Source organism: Aminobacter sp. Y103A (genome assembly GCF_030294925.1).
Taxonomy (GTDB): domain Bacteria; phylum Pseudomonadota; class Alphaproteobacteria; order Rhizobiales; family Rhizobiaceae; genus Aminobacter; species Aminobacter ciceronei.
The window spans coordinates 465,993-483,198 of the sequence record NZ_AP017987.1 but is presented as its reverse complement, the minus strand read 5'-3'; the positions used below and the strand labels follow the sequence as shown (position 1 = coordinate 483,198).

12 protein-coding genes are annotated in these 17,206 nt (G+C 61.0%); 8 read left to right on the top strand and 4 right to left on the bottom strand.

Annotation, left to right across the window (positions count from 1 at the left end; genetic code table 11):
• Positions 1 to 194 precede the first annotated feature (194 nt).
• Positions 195 to 743, top strand: a complete 549-nt coding sequence (locus tag Amn_RS29775; protein ID WP_154384414.1) for an invasion associated locus B family protein — start codon at positions 195 to 197, stop codon at positions 741 to 743.
• Positions 744 to 797: 54 nt separating this feature from the next.
• Here Amn_RS29775 and Amn_RS29770 read toward each other — a convergent pair whose 3' ends face one another.
• Complete coding sequence (locus Amn_RS29770; RefSeq protein WP_154384413.1) at positions 798 to 3,266, bottom strand: DNA translocase FtsK; 2,469 nt, start codon at positions 3,264 to 3,266, stop codon at positions 798 to 800.
• 330 nt (positions 3,267 to 3,596) lie between these two features.
• Between Amn_RS29770 and Amn_RS29765 the strand changes: the two genes are divergently transcribed.
• From Amn_RS29765 to Amn_RS29740, 6 genes are all read left to right on the top strand, one after another.
• On the top strand, positions 3,597 to 5,279 hold the full coding sequence (locus Amn_RS29765; protein WP_154384412.1) for a putative bifunctional diguanylate cyclase/phosphodiesterase: 1,683 nt from the start codon (positions 3,597 to 3,599) through the stop codon (positions 5,277 to 5,279).
• Between the two features lie 148 nt (positions 5,280 to 5,427).
• Positions 5,428 to 5,943 (top strand): ubiquinone biosynthesis methyltransferase UbiE, encoded by a 516-nt coding sequence (locus tag Amn_RS29760; protein ID WP_246670713.1) that lies wholly within the window; start codon positions 5,428 to 5,430, stop codon positions 5,941 to 5,943.
• A complete protein-coding gene (locus tag Amn_RS29755; protein WP_067968313.1) occupies positions 5,940 to 7,130 on the top strand; it encodes a class I SAM-dependent methyltransferase in 1,191 nt (396 codons plus the stop codon). The genes Amn_RS29760 and Amn_RS29755 overlap by 4 nt, the downstream gene beginning before the upstream one ends.
• A gap of 8 nt (positions 7,131 to 7,138) precedes the next feature.
• The gene (locus Amn_RS29750; protein ID WP_502874773.1) at positions 7,139 to 9,496 is read left to right on the top strand and encodes a PP2C family protein-serine/threonine phosphatase; all 2,358 of its coding nucleotides are present in this window, start codon (positions 7,139 to 7,141) and stop codon (positions 9,494 to 9,496) included.
• A 4-nt stretch (positions 9,497 to 9,500) separates the two neighbouring features.
• Positions 9,501 to 10,058: a slr1658 superfamily regulator gene (locus Amn_RS29745; RefSeq protein WP_067968307.1), complete on the top strand. Its 558-nt coding sequence runs from the start codon at positions 9,501 to 9,503 to the stop codon at positions 10,056 to 10,058.
• An 18-nt stretch (positions 10,059 to 10,076) separates the two neighbouring features.
• The gene (locus Amn_RS29740) at positions 10,077 to 10,415 is read left to right on the top strand and encodes a slr1659 superfamily regulator (protein ID WP_182574733.1); all 339 of its coding nucleotides are present in this window, start codon (positions 10,077 to 10,079) and stop codon (positions 10,413 to 10,415) included.
• A gap of 91 nt (positions 10,416 to 10,506) precedes the next feature.
• On the opposite strand, the gene Amn_RS29735 is transcribed toward Amn_RS29740, so the two are convergent.
• The 3 genes from Amn_RS29735 to Amn_RS29725 all read right to left on the bottom strand — a co-directional run bounded on the left by Amn_RS29735 (position 10,507) and on the right by Amn_RS29725 (position 15,101).
• The gene (locus tag Amn_RS29735) at positions 10,507 to 12,702 is read right to left on the bottom strand and encodes an esterase-like activity of phytase family protein (RefSeq protein WP_286298761.1); all 2,196 of its coding nucleotides are present in this window, start codon (positions 12,700 to 12,702) and stop codon (positions 10,507 to 10,509) included.
• 181 nt (positions 12,703 to 12,883) lie between these two features.
• Positions 12,884 to 13,792 carry a hypothetical protein gene (locus Amn_RS29730; RefSeq protein WP_154384410.1) on the bottom strand — a complete coding sequence of 303 codons (909 nt, stop codon included), beginning with the start codon at positions 13,790 to 13,792 and terminating at the stop codon, positions 12,884 to 12,886.
• A gap of 244 nt (positions 13,793 to 14,036) precedes the next feature.
• Positions 14,037 to 15,101 carry a helix-turn-helix domain-containing protein gene (locus Amn_RS29725; RefSeq protein WP_286298758.1) on the bottom strand — a complete coding sequence of 355 codons (1,065 nt, stop codon included), beginning with the start codon at positions 15,099 to 15,101 and terminating at the stop codon, positions 14,037 to 14,039.
• Positions 15,102 to 15,610: 509 nt separating this feature from the next.
• Between Amn_RS29725 and Amn_RS29720 the strand changes: the two genes are divergently transcribed.
• A complete protein-coding gene (locus Amn_RS29720) occupies positions 15,611 to 17,140 on the top strand; it encodes an ABC transporter substrate-binding protein (RefSeq protein WP_154384408.1) in 1,530 nt (509 codons plus the stop codon).
• The last annotated feature ends 66 nt before the right edge of the window (positions 17,141 to 17,206 follow it).

Genomic DNA, 17,206 nt, shown 5'->3' with positions numbered 1-17,206 from the left:
CCATCCAAGGGGGGCGTTCTTGGTTGCTGCGATTGATCTGCCAATGCCCGGCACTTGCAAGGGGAGTCTTTGCTACCAACGCGTGTACACACACAAAAAACAAAGATGTTGCCGTCAAGCAACACCTAATATGATTGTTTGCGCATAAGTTTCGCGCAGTTCACCAAGTCGATTTCCCAGAAAAGGCAAGCAATATGCGCTCCACGTTCACGCGAACAACAAAGCCAGGTCGCATCATCAACATGATGGCCGCCGCAATCGGACTGTTGTTTGCCGGCAGCGCGTTTGCGCAGGAAGCCAAGCCAGTCGAAGCCAAGCCGGCCGACGCCAACCCCTGGGCGGTCAACTGCGCCAGCGGTGCGACGATCAACGAACTACAATGCCAGGTGTCGCAGAACCTGACCGAGTCGAAGACAGGTCAACGCGTGTTGACGGTCACTATTCGCAAGGAAAACGACAAAGGCGGCCTGGCCATGCTGCTTGCGCTGCCGCACGGCCTGTTCCTGCCCTCCGGCGCGTCCTACCAGATCGACCAGGGTGAGAAGGTGACCGTCGCGATTCAGACGAGCGACCAGAACGGCGCCTATGCCGCGGCACCGCTGACGCCGGAATTGATCACGGCAATGAAGGCAGGCACCAATCTGAACGTTGGCATGGAATCGGTCACGCGCAAGGCGGTGGCGATCCCGGTGTCGCTGGCGGGCTTCACCGCCGCGATCGAAAAGCTGCAGGCCATCAAGTAGCGCGAGCAAGGACGGGGCGGTTCACCCCGCCCTGTCTTTCAACCAGGCCTGCGATCACTCCTGATCGTCATTCGTCTGCGCGTGGTCACGGCGACCGGCCATGATCTCGCGCTTGCCGACATGGTTCGGCGCGCCGACGAGGCCTTCCTTTTCCATGCGCTCGACCAAAGATGCAGCACGGTTGTAGCCGATGCCGAGGCGGCGCTGGATATAGGAAGTCGAGCACTTCTTGTCGCGCTGCACCACCTTCACCGCCTCGTCATACATTGCATCGCCGTCCTCGGCAGCGACCGAGCCCTTGTCGAAGACCGGGCTGTCATCGACGTCCGGCACCTCGTCCTCCTCGTCGGCGGTGACGGTCTCGAGATACTCGGGACGTCCCTGTGCCTTGAGGTGATTGACGACATGCTCGACCTCGGCGTCCGAGACGAACGGGCCGTGGACGCGGGCGATGCGGCCGCCTCCGGCCATGTGCAACATATCCCCCTGGCCGAGCAGTTGTTCGGCGCCTTGCTCACCAAGGATGGTGCGGCTGTCGATCTTGGACGTCACCTGGAACGAGATGCGGGTCGGGAAGTTGGCCTTGATGGTGCCGGTGATGACGTCGACCGAGGGTCGCTGGGTTGCCATGATCAGATGTATGCCGGCGGCACGTGCCATCTGCGCCAGGCGCTGGATCGCACCTTCGATCTCCTTGCCGGCGACCATCATCAGGTCGGCCATCTCGTCGACGATGACGACGATATAGGGCATCGGGGCAAGGTCGATTTCCTGCTCCTCGAACAGCGGCACGCCGGTGCCCTTCTCGAAGCCGGTCTGCACCTGCATCACCACCGTTTCGCCCTTGTCGCGGGCGATCGCGGCACGCTCGTTGTAGCCGTCGATGTTACGCACGCCGAGCCGCGCCATCTTGCGGTAGCGATCCTCCATCTCGCGCACTGCCCATTTGAGTGCCGTGACAGCCTTCTTCGGATCGGTGACGACAGGCGTCAGCAGATGCGGGATGCCGTCATAGATGGAGAGCTCCAGCATCTTCGGGTCGACCATGATCAGGCGGCACTCTTCCGGCTTCAGCCGATAGAGCAGCGACAGGATCATGGTGTTGATGGCGACAGACTTGCCCGAGCCGGTGGTGCCTGCGACGAGCAGATGGGGCATCTTGGCGAGTTCGGCGATGACCGGCTCGCCGCCGATCGTCTTGCCGAGGCAGAGCGCCAGCTTGCAGGCGGTGTTGCGGAAGCCGTCCGATTCGATCAGCTCGCGGAAATAGACCGTCTCGCGTGTCTCATTGGGCAGTTCGATGCCGATGACGTTGCGGCCGGGGATGACCGCGACACGCGCGGAGATCGCGCTCATCGAGCGAGCGATGTCGTCGGCAAGGCCGATCACGCGCGACGATTTCACGCCCGGCGCCGGCTCGAATTCGTAGAGCGTCACAACAGGGCCCGGGCGAACATGGATGATCTCGCCACGCACGCCAAAGTCCTCGAGAACGCTTTCCAGCAGGTCGGCGTTCTGCTCCAGCCGCTCCTGCGACATGTAGAAGCCCTGGCCTGCCGGCGGCAGCTGCAACAACTCCTCTGAGGGCAATTCGTAGGTATCGCCGGTGGTCGCCGGCACGATCTTGCCCATCAGAGGCAATGGCGACACCGCGCGAAGGGGAGCCGTCGGCTCGGCGATGGTGACTGGTTCTGGCGTGCCAGCGACGACCGACGCGCGCTCAGCGCGTTCGGCAATCGTGGGAGCTTCGATCTTCACCTCATTGGAGTTGGCAGGCGCTGCAGGCGCTGTGTTGACCTGTTGGGTCGGAATGCACTCGATGACCCTGAACAGCGCCGTGATTTCGGCTGCGGCAATCTCGGCCTGCCTGGCGACAACAGGTACCGGCGCAACTCGCACCGGCACCGGCGCGGGGCGGGCGGTAGCAACCGCGGCTACCGGTGACGGACCGTCCGATGTGCTCGGCGCCATCAGCTCGAAAAATGCGTGATCGGAAAGATAGGACCACCGAGCCTTCTTGGGCTGGGCCGCCGCATATTCACCGGCGCCGGCCAGCTTGGCTGCGGCTTGCACTGGCGGGTTGGCGGAGTTCACTGCTGCAACGGGCTGTCGTACGGGCGAGGGCGCCTGTGGAACCGGCGCGGCAATCCTGCTTGCGATTTGCGCCTGCAAGGCCTCGATGACCTGGGCCCCTGTCGTCACGGTCGCCGGTCTTGCCGGAACCGCGACAGGTGCGACAACTGTCGCGCGCTCGGCCGTCAGCGGCTGCAGGCCGGCGGCGTTCGCCTGGGCTTCATTGTGGGCGGCCTCCGCCGCTTCATATGCCTGGCGCTTGGCGGCATCGTAATCCGGCGTGCGGGTGAAGCGCACATTGGGCGCGAGGAAGAAATAATCCTGCCAGCCGGGGCCATCGGCCGGCGAAGCCACATGCGTTCCGTCTGCCTTGCTTTCCGGGCGATTCTGGCCGTCATCGTGCGAGACTTGGTTCGAAAAATTCACTCGAGGCAAACGCGTGCTTCCCATGCTCAAGACTCGCTGATGAAACGTCCCCCGAGCAATAGGAAGCCAGTGGTTAACAGTTCCTTCCAGCTTCCTGCTTTGTGATCTGGAAGCGGCAATTCGCGACCACCGCATCACGCCATGCTGTGATTGTTAGATGAGTGTACGGCAATCGCTGACACCAATGGATGGTTGTGGAGTTCGCACGCCGAGTGTTTGCAAGCCCTTGTTCCGCTGTGCTAACTTTACGTCATGCGGTAAGGAGATGCGGACTTGTACCGCTTTTGGAATTGGTTTGGGTATCCGAAGGCTGGGGACAAAAGAGGCGGAGGGCAGGGGCCCTCGAACCTCTCGATGGCCCGCGATGCCCGCCTTTCAGGTTTCCTCGCCAACACCACCGATCTCGTATCGTTTTATGACCACGAATTCCGGCTGACCGACTGCTCGGCCCGACTGAAAAGCATTCGCGGAAACGCCATGACCCCGGGCGCGGTGGCGTGGGAGATCTATCCGAACTTTGGCGAAAACGAGCTTCGCGCGGCAATGCAGCTCGCCGCGCGCGATGGCTCGTCGACGCGAATCAAGCTCAAGGCGCTGTCGGGCCAGCCGGCGGGAGTGGTTTTCTGTTTCGGAATGGCCGACGGCGTCGGCATCATCGAGACAGCGGAAACCGGTCATGACGGCCGCGCTGCCACCGAGGAAGCCGATCGCGTCAAACTTCTGCAGCATCAGGCGACACATGATGCGCTGACCGGATTGCAGAACCGCCGCCGCTTCAGCGAGCGCCTGGACGAGGTTCTGGCGGAAAGCGGCGATTCCCGGGACAAGTCGGCGCTGCTGCAGATTGATCTCGACGACTTCAAGTCGGTCAACGACACGCTTGGCCATGGCACTGGCGACACCTTGCTGCAGCTGGCGGCAAATCGAATCCGCGGCGCGCTCCAGGACGGCGATGCGGCCTACAGATATGCCGGCGACGAGTTCGCGGTGATCCAGGCCAACAAGCAGCAGCCCATGGCGGCCGAACGGCTGGCTCAGGCGATCGTCGATTCCTTCAAGGCGCCCTTCGTCATCAACGACATCCCGCTGTTTGTCGGCGCGAGTGTCGGTATCGCCTTCGGCCCGCAGCACGGCGCGGAGAGCGAGGAGCTCATGAAGGCGGCCGACATCGCTCTCTACGCCGCCAAGCGCGACGGCCGTGGCTGCGCCCGCACCTTCAATCGCTCGATGATGCTGCTTCTGGAGCAACGGGAGAACCTTAGGCGAAGCCTGCGTATGGCCCTGGAACGGCAGGAACTCTATCTCGAATATCAGCCACTCATCCGCCCGCCATCGACGGTAGTCGGGTTCGAGGCGCTGCTGCGATGGCACCATCCCGAGGTTGGCCTCATCCCGCCCAACGTCTTCATTCCGATCGCCGAGGCCGATGGCCTGATGGACGACATCGGCCGTTGGGTGCTCGAGGAGGCCTGCCGCCAGGCGATGACCTGGCCATCGTCCATGAACGTCGCGGTCAACCTGTCGCCGGCGCAGTTCCTGAGTGGCTCGCTCACCGACACCGTGGCGCACATCATCGACAAGGTCGGCATCCGCGCCGACCGCATCGAGCTCGAAATCACCGAAACGGTGCTGCTGGAGCAGACAGTCGACAACCTCGACACGCTGAACACGCTGAACGTCCTGGGGATCCGGATTTCCCTCGACGACTTCGGCACGCACTACTCGTCGCTGAGCTATCTCAAGAATTTCCCGTTCGACACGCTGAAGATCGACCAGTATTTCATCAAGGACCTGGTAGCCGACCGCAAGAGCCAGGCCATCGTCCGGTCCGTCATGAGCCTGGCACACGGCCTGGGTATCAGCGTCACCGCGGAAGGGGTCGAAACGGCCGGCCAGGCAAACTGGCTGATCGAAGAGGGCTGCGATTGCTTGCAGGGCAACTTCCTGGGGCGGCCGATGGGGGCGGACGCGACGGGTGAGTTTGCGGACCGCCCGCCGGCGGAACAGAAGGCGCCGCAAGAACAAGACCGATCATGACGACAGGCAACACCCTGCAAGCTTGCCTCGACGGGGCAAGCGAAGAAGGCCATACATACGCATAGTGTGACGGCGCACCGACTTCGGGCCGGACACCGCAGATAAGCCGAGCAACCCTGTTGCACGGCCAGAACGGTAAGAGGGTGACATGCCTACGAAAGATGCGAATGCGGAACCAAGTTTTCGCACGATGATCCAGGTCGACATGGAGATCGCATCTTTCCTTTCGAATTGGGCGCATTGCGACTACATTTCGAGTTACCTTGCGCGTACTATCAGCCATAACAGACCAGACTCCGTTCTTTTCTCCAATCTCTTTTCGTCCGCACTGAATGAATTGCTGGAGGTCACTTTCAGGACGCGTCATTCTGGGGGAGCACTCGAGTGCAGGCTGTCTCGCTTGGGCGAGACTGACCGAATCGAGTTGACGTTTGCCTGCAGCCGGGAAGAGCACACCTTCCTGGAGGCTGCCATTGCGCGGGTTCAGGGTGCCGACCGGCAGGCACGTTACCTGAGTTCGCTTTCAGGCGATGTCGCGCCTAGCCGCGACATGATGCTTCTCGAACTGACCGTCAACTACAACGCCACGCTTCGGCTTGAAGAGGTTGATGGCGATACGGTCACAATCGTTGTCGACCTCCCGCTCGGGGGCCTGGCAAATTGACTGCGCACCCTGCCCCTTCCAGTATTTCAGGGCGCTTCAAGGCGCATTTCGACCTGAACAACCAGGAATTCTCGCTTGCCGGGTCGGTACGCCCGCAAACGATTGACGAGCTGGCGCCCAGCCTGGGCCTGCTGAAAGAATCCATCGAAAGCGTCCGCGGCGTGCTTTACATCAACGTCAGACGCCTCGCGCAGATGAACAACACTGCGTTCCATGCCTTTTCACGCGTCATCATCGACGCCTGCCGGGTCAGGCCGGACCTGAGATTTGTCGTCATTACCTCCAGCGTCGTCGGCTGGACGACGCGCAAATTCGGCCGTCTCAGCAAGATCGAGCCGGGTATCACCGTCGAGGAATATGACAGCGAGTTCTACCCCGGCCAGAGCTTCCTAGAAGAGGGTGGGTTCATTCCCATCCTGCGGACCCAGACCAAGATGACCTGGCGTCACGAACGCTCTATCTTGCCGCGTCACGGCATGCGGCCGGGCATCGTCATGGCCGACATCTGCTGCGGCATCGGTGATTTCGCGGTGCTGGTGCAGAAGGAATTCGAGCCGTCGCGGATCGTCGCCCTCGACCATTCCAAGTCGAGCCTGGCCTACGCCAGGAAGGTCGCTACGGAGTTCGACATCACCGGCATCGAATACACCTATGGCGACGCCTCCGAGATGTTGCTCGACGACGACCAGTTCGACCTCGTCACCTGCCGGCACTCACTGCAGATCTTCAATCGTCCTGCGCAAATCCTCAAGGAGCTGTTCCGGATCTGCAAGCCGGGTGGCCGGGTCTACATCACCAACGAGAAGAACTCGCACTGCCTGGGCGAACCACGCGGCGAAAGCATCCGCTGGACCTACAACGAGGTAGCCAAACTGTTCGAACATTTCGACATGGACGTCGAGCTCGGGCCCAAGAGCCGGCGCTATCTGGCGGATGCTGGCTTCGACGACATCCGCGTCGAACAGTTCATGGTCACCAATCTCGACGGCGATCCGAAGGACTTTGCCGACATGATCGCGGCATGGGAAGACGTCTATGCCGGCGACATGGCCGTCAAGCGCGGCGATTCCAGCGAGTTCATCAAGCAGTTCAGGCAAGGGTTCAAGGACCACATCTCGGCCGCCCTCCACCCGAAGGGGTATGCCGGTTGGCCAATCTGGGCTGCCTCAGGGCAGAAGCCACTATGAGCACGGACATGCAGGACACCCCTCGTTTCGGACTGCATTCCTTCCGCGCGAAGTTCGTGCTGGTGGTGGGCGGAGCAGTGCTGTTCGACCTGCTGATGAGCGGCGGCCTGGCGCTGTGGAACGTGCAGCGGCTGTCCCAGGACGCGACCTCCGAGGTCGGCGCCGGCCTGACGACGGCAAACCAGGAGTATATCCGCTCCTATGCCGAGTCGACGGCGTCGCGGGTCGACCTGTTGCTCGACCGGGTCCATGCCGACGTCAAGACGCTTGCCGGCGTCATACAAGGGCAGATCGACGACCCTGACCGGCAGAAGCAGGTCGGCGCCACGCTGGCAAACCAGGCCGCAGCCTCGGTGAATGTGGTCTATGACACCAAGGGACAGTGGGCGCAGAACTTGCCAGGCGCACCTTCCGTGGTCAGCGTCTGGGGTTACCTGCTTGGCCCCGACCACAAGCCGCTGCCGGCGGTCCAGGATGAGATTGAAAACAGCGCGGTGCTCGACCTCGTCGCGCCGAGCCTGCTGACCAGCGGTTCGTCAAAGCTGCAGATGTATTACATTGGCCCAAAGGAGCGCCCGATCTTCAGGACGGCGCCTTATACGGACCAGGCCCAGACCTTCGATCGCCTCTATCCCGGCCACAACAATTCGGAATTCTGGGAGTTCTTTTTCCCCGGCATCTATGGCTCGTGGCAGAAATGGGCGCTCGATCCGGCGTCGCGTTTCATCCCTGACAACGACATCACCCAGACCGCGCCCTATACCGACGCGATCACCGGCAAGCTGATCGTCAGCTTTTTCCATCCGCTGTGGACGCGCGACCGCACGGGCGTGGCAGGTGCCGCCGGCGCCGATATCACCCTCGACCAGCTCGCCGAGATCGTAGAGAACGTCAAGATCGCCGAAACGGGTTTCGGCTTCCTCACGATGCCGAACGGCAATGTGGTCGCCATCAACGCGAAGAGCGAAGCGACGATCGGGCTGGTTTCCTCGAATGAACAGGGTACGGGCGGGGTTACCGGCCTCGAGCGCTCTCTGCGTACCAGCACCCAACCTGCGATCGCAACCCTCGACCTCGACAGCAGCAATGACGGTGCGATTCAGCATGTCCTCTTGCAGAAGGACGGGGAGGACGTCCCTTACATTGTCGTGCTGAAGGGGCTGAAGCCGACAAACCTATGGACCACCGGGCCTATCGAAAAACAGGCGATGTCGGTCGGCATCGTCGTGCCCGAGCGCGAGATCTATGCTGCGCTGTTTGCAGCGCAGGACAGCATTTCGAAGGCGACGAACCGGATCCTGCTTTATCAGCTCCTGGCCATCATCGTTTCACTGATGATCGTGTTTGCCGCAGTGTTTGGCTTGTCCAAGCGCATCACGGCAGGCCTCAGCGCGCTTGCAGCTGGCGCCAGGAGGCTGCAGGCAAAGGATTATTCCGTCCGCGTCAACATCCCGTCCAAGGATGAGGTGGGCGAGGTCGGTGTGGCCTTCAACCGCATGGCCGAGCAGATCAGCTTCCACACAGAGAACCTCGAGCAGCTGGTTGACGCGCGCACCAGGGATCTCGAAGACGCCAATGTCGAAATCTCGACGCTCAACGAAAAGCTGCGCAGCGAAAATGTGCGGCTCGGCGCCGAACTCGACGTCGCGCGCCAGATTCAGATGATGGTGCTGCCCAAGCCACGCGAACTGGCGCTGATCCCGGGCATCGAGATCGCGGCCTACATGCGGCCGGCAGACGAGGTCGGCGGCGACTATTACGACGTCCTACAGGATGGGCACCGCCTGAAGATCGGCATTGGCGACGTCACTGGACACGGCCTCGAGAGTGGCGTGCTGATGCTGATGGTGCAGTCGGTGGCACGCGCGCTGCAGGAGACCGGCGAGGACAATCCCCGCCAGTTCCTCGACCGCTTGAACCGCGCCATCTTCAAGAACCTGGAGCGCACCAACTCCGACAAGCACCTGTCACTGGCCTTCCTCGACTATGAAGACGAGCGCCTGGTTCTGTCGGGTCAGCATGAAGAGGTGCTTGTCGTCCGCGACGGCGGCAAGGTCGAACGGATCGACACGCTCGACCTGGGCTTGCCGGTTGGCCTCGAACGGGACATCTCGCCGTTTGTCGCCACTCGCAACATCCCGTTCAGCAGCGGCGACGTCATCATTCTTCACACCGACGGCGTGACCGAGGCTGAAGGAACGGGCGGCAAACTGTTCGGCCTCGACCGGCTCAGCGAAAGTGCACGCTCGCGCTACGGTAGCAGCGCGGAAGAGATCAAGAGCGGAATTGTCGACGACCTGATGGCGTATATCGGCACACGGAAGATACACGACGACATTACACTCGTCGTCATGAGGCACAGGTGAGCACATGACAACTATGTATGGACCGGCCGACATTGCGATGGGCATGCGGGACAACATCAGCCGCGTCAGGTTGTTTGACGGGCCGCTGGACCTGAAATGGCACCACTGCGCAACGACTTCGGACTTCATCGCTGATCTTTTCGCGCTGCCCTTCCACGCGTCGCGAAACGACTACAAGGAAGTGCGCCACAGCATTGGATACCTCGTCAACGAGCTGATCGAGAATGCCGTGAAGTTTCGCGAGCCGGGCGAGATCATCGTCGAAGCATCGATGGACTCAAACAATTTCAAGGTGAAGGTTTCCAACGTCGTGGCAGACAAGACCGCGATAACGTTTCAGAAGCTTCTCTCCCAGATTACCATAGGAGATCCGGGAGACCTTTTGATCCAGCAGATCGAGGCGAATGCAGCTGATCCCGATGCTACCGGCTCGGGGCTTGGATTGCTGACGCTGATGAGCGACTATGGCGCCAGACTGGCATGGATCTTCAGCCCGGTTGAGTCCAGCAACCGAGTGCACGTCGAGACCTATGCCACGATCCCGATCTCGCAGGCTCACTAGGAAAGAATGAAGGCGCACATGGAAGTAAGAACCGATGACTATCGCGTCTGGACCGAAAACAGCGATGTCTATTTCGACGGCTCCATGCGGCTTGCCGGCTCCGAAGCCTATGCGCCGGTGCTGGCTGTCATGACCGCCATTCTGGCTGAAAAGCCTGAGACGATGACACTCAACTTGACCGACCTCGAGTTTCTCAACTCATCCGGCATCAACCTTTTGGCCAAGTTCACCATCGAGGTGCGCAAACACCCAGATGTGCAACTCGTCGTGCGCGGCAGCTCCGAGATCCCATGGCAGTCGAAGTCGCTGCCGAACCTGAAGAAGCTGCATCCGGCGCTGGTCCTGCAGATCGATTGAACGAACACCATCCAGCCTCCGCAACGCCGGACAGCAGAAAAAGCCGCGGCATCGATGCCGCGGCTTTTTCGTTTCGACTGACGTCATCCGATCAGTTGACCGCTGCAATATTGCCCAGACGAATGAACAGGGTTTCGCCCGAAGAGTCGTCGACGCCGTCATTGTCGGTGACGACAAAGGCCTCACCCGACGTATCGATGGCAAAACCTTCGACCTTGTCGACGACGTAGCCGTTGGTCGCGGCCTTGAGATCCGGCACCAGGTCGCGCACCAGCGTCTTCGCCACCACCGGCAGTTCACCGCCGAGCTTGGCCGGCTTGAAGCCATCGAGCGCGACCGAATAGAGACGCTTGTTGACAGCTTCCTGGCCGATCAGATTGTCGCGTTCGATGATGAACAGCTTGCCGTCATGGGCGGTGATTTCCGACAGGCCGACCCAGCCCTTCTCGGTCTTGTCGAGGGGATAGCGGACCGCCGACCATTCCTTGTCCGTGGGCTTGTAGGCCAGGAGCTTGACCTGGCCCTTGGGGTCGTCTGCCCATTCGCGCTGGATCGCCATGACCAGGGTCAGGTCGTCGCCTTCGCCAAGCGTGGTGATGCCTTCGAGGCCGAAGCGGGTCTCGTGCGCCAGCAGCTCGGCCGGGAACGCGATCTCTTCCTTGATCTCACCCTTGGCGTTGACGTTGAAGATGGCGTGCGGGGTCAGCTTGTCGGTACGGCCTTCGGAAGCGAGCCAGAAGCCGCCCTTGCCATCCGGTGCCAGGCCTTCGAGATCAAGCTTCTGCGCCGGCTTGCCGTCACGCGTGACGACGGTCGTTGCGGTGATCAGGGCAGGGGTCTTGGTGGTATCGACGGTGAAGATCGCCGGCGCCGAGCGGTAGACCGAATCCGACACCGCATAAAGCTTGCCGGCTTCCTTTGGATCGGCGGCGAGGCCGGAGAGCGCGCCCCAGCCGAGCGGGGTGCCGTCCTCCTTGAGAGCTGCCACGATTTGCGGATAATTGGCGGCGCCTTCGCCGAGCTCATAAACCATGACATGCGAACGGACGAGGCCGTCCTCGACGAGATCAGTCTCGTTGGCGGTGACCAGCAGGTTGCGCTGCGGGATGGCGACGAGGCCCTCGGGGCCGACACCCGAGGGCAGGAGTTGGACGAATTCCGGCGTCTCGCCGGTGTCCTTGTAGACGCCGACCAGCGACGCCCGCTCGGCGGCAACGAAGATGTACTTCTCATCGCCGAACTGAGCGAACTCCAGGCCTTCCGGCTCGATACCCTTCTTGTTACGGCCGTCGGGATAGTGGCCGGCAGCAGCTGCCTGGTATTCGAAGGATGGACCGGACTCGTAGAGCACTTCGCCTGACTTGGAGAAGATGGTGAAGCCGCGCGCACCGCCCTTGTAGTCGCCTTCATTGGCAACGACGAGACGATCATTGTCGAGCCACTTCACCGCATCGGGTTCGCGCACAGCGTTCTCGACCTTGCCGGTGAAGCTCAGAGCACCGTCCTTCTTGGTGTCGACGTTTTCGAGCGTCACTTCGCCCGCCGAAAAATGCGAGACGATCTTGCCCGAGGCTGCATCCACGATCGCGATGTGGTTGTTTTCCTGCAGCGTGACGGCGATCTCTCCAGCTTCGTTGAAGGCGACGAATTCCGGCTCCGGATCTTCCGGCGCAACCGCTGCGATACCGGTCAGGTCGACCGTCCTGATCGACGCACAGTCGGCTGTACCGTCCTTCAACGAGACGATCTTCAGATTGCCGGCCGGCAGCTGCGGCAGCGCACCTTCGTTCAGCTCTTCGTCGCGCTCGTTTTCGATCGCAATGGCGAGGAACTTGCCATCCTTGCTCAGCGCCACCGAGTCCGGCTGGCCGCCAAGATCGCAGGAGGTGTCGATTGCCTTGGAGGCGAGGTCGATAATGGTCAGGTTGCCCGAAGGCTCCTGCTTGGTCTTCGATGTGTTGACGCCGGCGAAGACCTTGCCGCCCAGGACCGTGACGGAAGTCGGCTCGCCTTCGATCTTGACGATACCGGCAGCCTTCGGCGCCTTGGCGTCGGTGATGTCGATGAAGCCGACGGCGCCGAGCGGACTGTCGGAGTAGACCAGCGTCATGCCGTCTTCGGTCGCGGCGATGATCTCCGACGAGGTCAGAGTCGCGGCGTCGACGCCAGCCGGCAGATTGGTTGCGACCGGGAAGGTGGCGATCCGGTTGAACGCCTGGTCGGCATAAGCGGGGAAGGCTGCGGACGCCGCCAGCGCGGACGTCAAAAGCAGGAGCTTGCGTGACATGGGAAACCTCTTTGCCTGAACGGAATTGCGGTCCTCGTTTGGGGCAATGAGATTTCAGCGCGATGACAACAGCATGATGGTTTCATGACAGGTGCGACGAGCGCCGAACGATGGGGAGGGGGTATTGCATTGCCGCGAAAGACCTCCCGGGCGACGAGCGCCGCCCGGGAGTCTTTGCAGGTCAGGATGGGGTCGACCACTGGCCGCCCTTGTAGAGGCGGGTGGCGGTGTTGGTCGAGGTGAGGTCGATCTCGGTGGACATGGAGCGAGCCGAACTGAACATCGTCGAGGTGGCGATGTCCTGCTGGAACCACACCATCACGGTATCGATCGGGGTCAGCGTCACCGAGCCCTGAACCATGCCGCTGGGCGCCACGTAGAGCGGCGTCGTCTGCTGGACACCGTTCAGCGTCGAGATCTGGCTCAGCGCCGGGTGGATCAGGCCGAACTGGTTCTGCATGGAGACACCGGTGACTGGACCGCCGGTCGCCGGCGGCTGCAGGATACCGTTCGCGTCGAGCAGGCACTGCTGGCCGAGGCCGAGCGCCCGCTGGTTGGTTGTCGCCGTGACCGTCACCGTGTCGGCGAAGACATTGGTGCCGAACAGCGAGAATTGAGGCGTCCACGAGAAGGCAGTGCTGTAGACATATTTGGTCAGCGACTGCCAGACGACGTTGTAGCTGCCGCCGTCGCTGCCGGAGGCGACCTTCTTGGCAAAGCACATGGCGTAGTTGTTGGTCTTGAGCGTGGCCAGGTCATCGAGATCGACAAGGATTGTCACTGCCTTGGACACCGCGTCCAGGGCCGCGTAGAAGCTCGCCAGGCTCTGCCGTGCGACATCCCGTTCGTAGGTCTCCACCTCGTCGGCCGCCGCCGCGCTGAAGGTCGCGTTCTTGCCGTTAACCGCAGTGCAATTGCACAGGTCGCCGGTCACCGACTGGCCTTGCCTGATGTCGTAGGTGTTTCCGCTGGTGACGGACCCTGACGACAAGGTAACCGTGAACGGCTCGTCGGTGCTGACGGTGCCGTCACCATTGGCGATCTTCGTCCATGTATTCCCGACCTTCTTGTAGATGTGTAGCTTCGCCATTTTGGCCTCCTGGAACTATGGTTGACAAAAATCAGACACAACAGAAATCGCCGCGAAGCGCGCTCCCACGAAACTCTTGGAACTCCAAGAATATTTCGTAGTATTTTAAGTAACCTTCCGCCACGCCGCTAAATATAATCTGTCGCAATTTCGGAGACCCGTCCTCCGGCTGGCGTCCCAAAAACATGTCTGTCTGTCCCAGCAAGCTCTGCTGGCTCTCCACCGCGAGGCGCCTGTGGGTAGGTCACCCAGCCATCAACTCTTTGAGCCAATGCTCCAGCTGATTACCGCCCGGTGCGGGAGAGGCGACCGCGAGCCATTCAGCATCGCCGCGCTTGCTGGCAGCGCGTGCAGCACGGGGCGAACTGCCGAAGGCGTCGTGGAAGATCCGGCTGAAATGAGCCTCATTCCTGAAGCCGAGATCGTAGGCGATGTCGCCGATACGCCTATGGCGAAGGGCCGGGCTGCAGATGTCGAGCAGCGCGCGGCGAAGGCGGCGACGGCTGATGTAGTGCCTGACGCCGCCAGATGTCTCGAACAACCGATAGAGTTGGCTTCGCGAAATGAGGAACGCTGAGGCCACTTCTTCGGGCGCCAGGTCCGGCTGATGCAGCCGCTCTTCGATGTAACCTCGGATGGACCGCATGAGACCGCCGTGAGACGTCGTCGTGGGCGCCGGATACGAGACGGCGCCGATGCCCAGGCATGTGTCGGCCAGGTTCGCCGTCACCCGAGCGAGCGCCACCGCCTCGTGGAGCCATAGCCGTGGCGCCGTCTGGCACAAGGTCACGATGTGCTGCCCAAGCAGACCGCCAACCGGGGTGTCCCGCAACAGAATGCGGCCATGCTGCCTGTCCAGTTCGCCGGTGGTCGGCGACAGGAGCGATCGCGGCAACACAAGGCTTACGCTTTCGCTGGCATAGGCGACGAAATCGAGCGGGCTTGCCAGGTCGACGATCCCGACATCGAGATGGTTCAGTCGCCTGTTCTCGCCGGCGCGCCTGAGATGGCCGCCGCCCTGGCTGCAGACATGGATGAAAAGATGATCCAAGTCATCGCGCAGGGTCCAGGCATCGGAGCGCGAGTAACGCACGGCATCGCTCTTTCCGTGCAGAACCAGCGCCAAGCCTAGGTGGTAAACGGTCAGCGAGGCGAAAAAACCATGCTCTCGCCGATGAAACGGCCGCGTCACCCTGAACAGCGACGCCAGAAGCTGTTGCCAAGATTTAAAGCTATCAGAGTCCGTATCACCTGAGACTGAATAATTGAGAGTCTGTACTTTTGAGCCATTCGTACCGGTCTGTTGCATCTCGGGAAATATACTTGACACGACCACACCGCACCCCCATGCGACCTACGGAGGTGATCAATTATCAAACTATCATCTATTCACGAAGTTGCTTTTAAGATGCACATAAATTTAAGTATATATATACAATATATCTCGGCAGGTTCGGTCATGACAGCAAGACCAGACGCAGGCCATGTCGCCTGGCGATATCGAGATCCAGCCGCGGTCCAGGCATCAGCTCCACCAGATCAGGGACCGCTGACGCGGCGCCGCTCCACAACCGAAGCGCAACGCCAAGCTTCACGGCCGTGTGGGCGTGGGCACGCTGTTCCATGCCATCAGGGCCGATCCTAACCGGGCAAACCTTCGCGCCCCGAAGGAGCTCGGCGAAGAGGGATCGACGTGCATTGGCCCAAGCATCAATGCCACTGGATCGGCAGAAAAGGTTTGACAACAACCGACAAAAGCCTAGCCTCTAAAATATGGAATATATTCCATTACACTGGAAGTCTGGGAGGACTGGCATTATGACGATGAGACTGGCTGTTGTTTCTGCGTTGGCCGCGCTTTCAACCGCATCTGCGGCTTATGCGGAGCCAACCAAAGGTGGCATTATCAATGTCGCGACGGTTGGAGAGCCACCAACGCTCGACGCGATGATTACGTCGACAGATCTCGTCGGCATGATCAGCCAGCACATCTTCGAGACGCTCTTTACCTTCGACAAGAACTGGAATGTCGCGCCGCTGCTGGCGGAGAGCTTGCCCGAGGTGAGCGACGATGGGACCGTGTACACCATCAAGCTGCGCCAGGGCGTCGTCTTCCACGACGACACCCAGTTCGACGCCGCAGACGTCGTCGCTTCCCTGGACCGCTGGATGAAGCTCGCAGGCCGGGGTAAGCAGATCGCTCCGACCGTCAAGCAGATCGAGGCTGTCGATCAGTCGACAATTCGTATCACCCTGACCAAGCCCTATTCAGCACTGCCGGCTCTGCTTGCATTCAACAATTCCGCCGCGATCATGCTGCCCAGCGAAAAGCAGACAGACCCGATGGTCGAGGTCATCGGCACCGGCCCCTATCAGCTCAAGGAGCGCAAGCCGGATCAATACATCCAGCTGACGCGCTTTGACAAATACAAGCCGCGCGCCGAGGAAGGCTCCGGTTATGCTGGTGCGAGGATCGCTTATCTCGACGAGATCAGGTTCGTTCCGGCACCGGACGCCTCCACCCGTCTCGAAGGGGCCATTGCGGGGCAATTTGCATATACGGACTCGCTGCCCGTCGAACAAATGGGCCGGCTCGCCGACAGCAAGTCAGAGGCGGTTCTGTTGCAGAACTCCGGTTGGCTGATGATGCGCATGAATGCCAAGCAAGGCGTTCTTGCTGACGTAAAGGTGAGAAAGGCCGTGCAGGCGGCCCTCAGCGAAAGCGATATGCTCGCTGCCGCCTTTGGCGACCCGAAATTCTTTGCTGTCGAGGGCGCAATGTATCCGGAGGGATACCAATGGCATAGCAACGTCGGTGTTGAGGGCAACTATGATGTCGGCGATGCCGATGCAGCAAAGAAGCTGCTCACCGACGCCGGGCTGACGACGCCGACGCCGCTGCGGATTCTGACCAGCCGCCAGTACGAGTTTCATTACAAGATGGCGCTGGTCGCTGCAGAATACCTGAAGCTCGCTGGTTTCGACGTGAAAATGGAGGTCGTCGATTGGGCGACCTTGACCCAGCGCATCCTGAATCCTGAATTGTGGGACATCTTCATCACGCACAGCCCGTTCTTGGCTGAGCCGGCGCTGATCAATATCTTTTCTCCAACGGCGGTCGGCTGGTGGAGCACGCCAGAAATTGCGGATGCGATGACGGCGCTGACAGGCACCGCCGATCCGGCGAAGCGCGTTGCTGCTTTTGGCACCGTGCAGTCGCTGATCATGGAGCAAGCGCCAATAATCAAGGTTGGAAATTTTAGCGCACTTTCGGCCAAGGCGCCCGGATTGAAGGGTTTCTGGCCGTCTCCTTGGGCCTCGTTCTGGAACGTGTCGCTGGAGAAGTAAGGGACCGCCTGTCCCCGTTCCTCACGGGGACAGGCTTCTTGTCGCGGAATATTAGCGGAACATCAA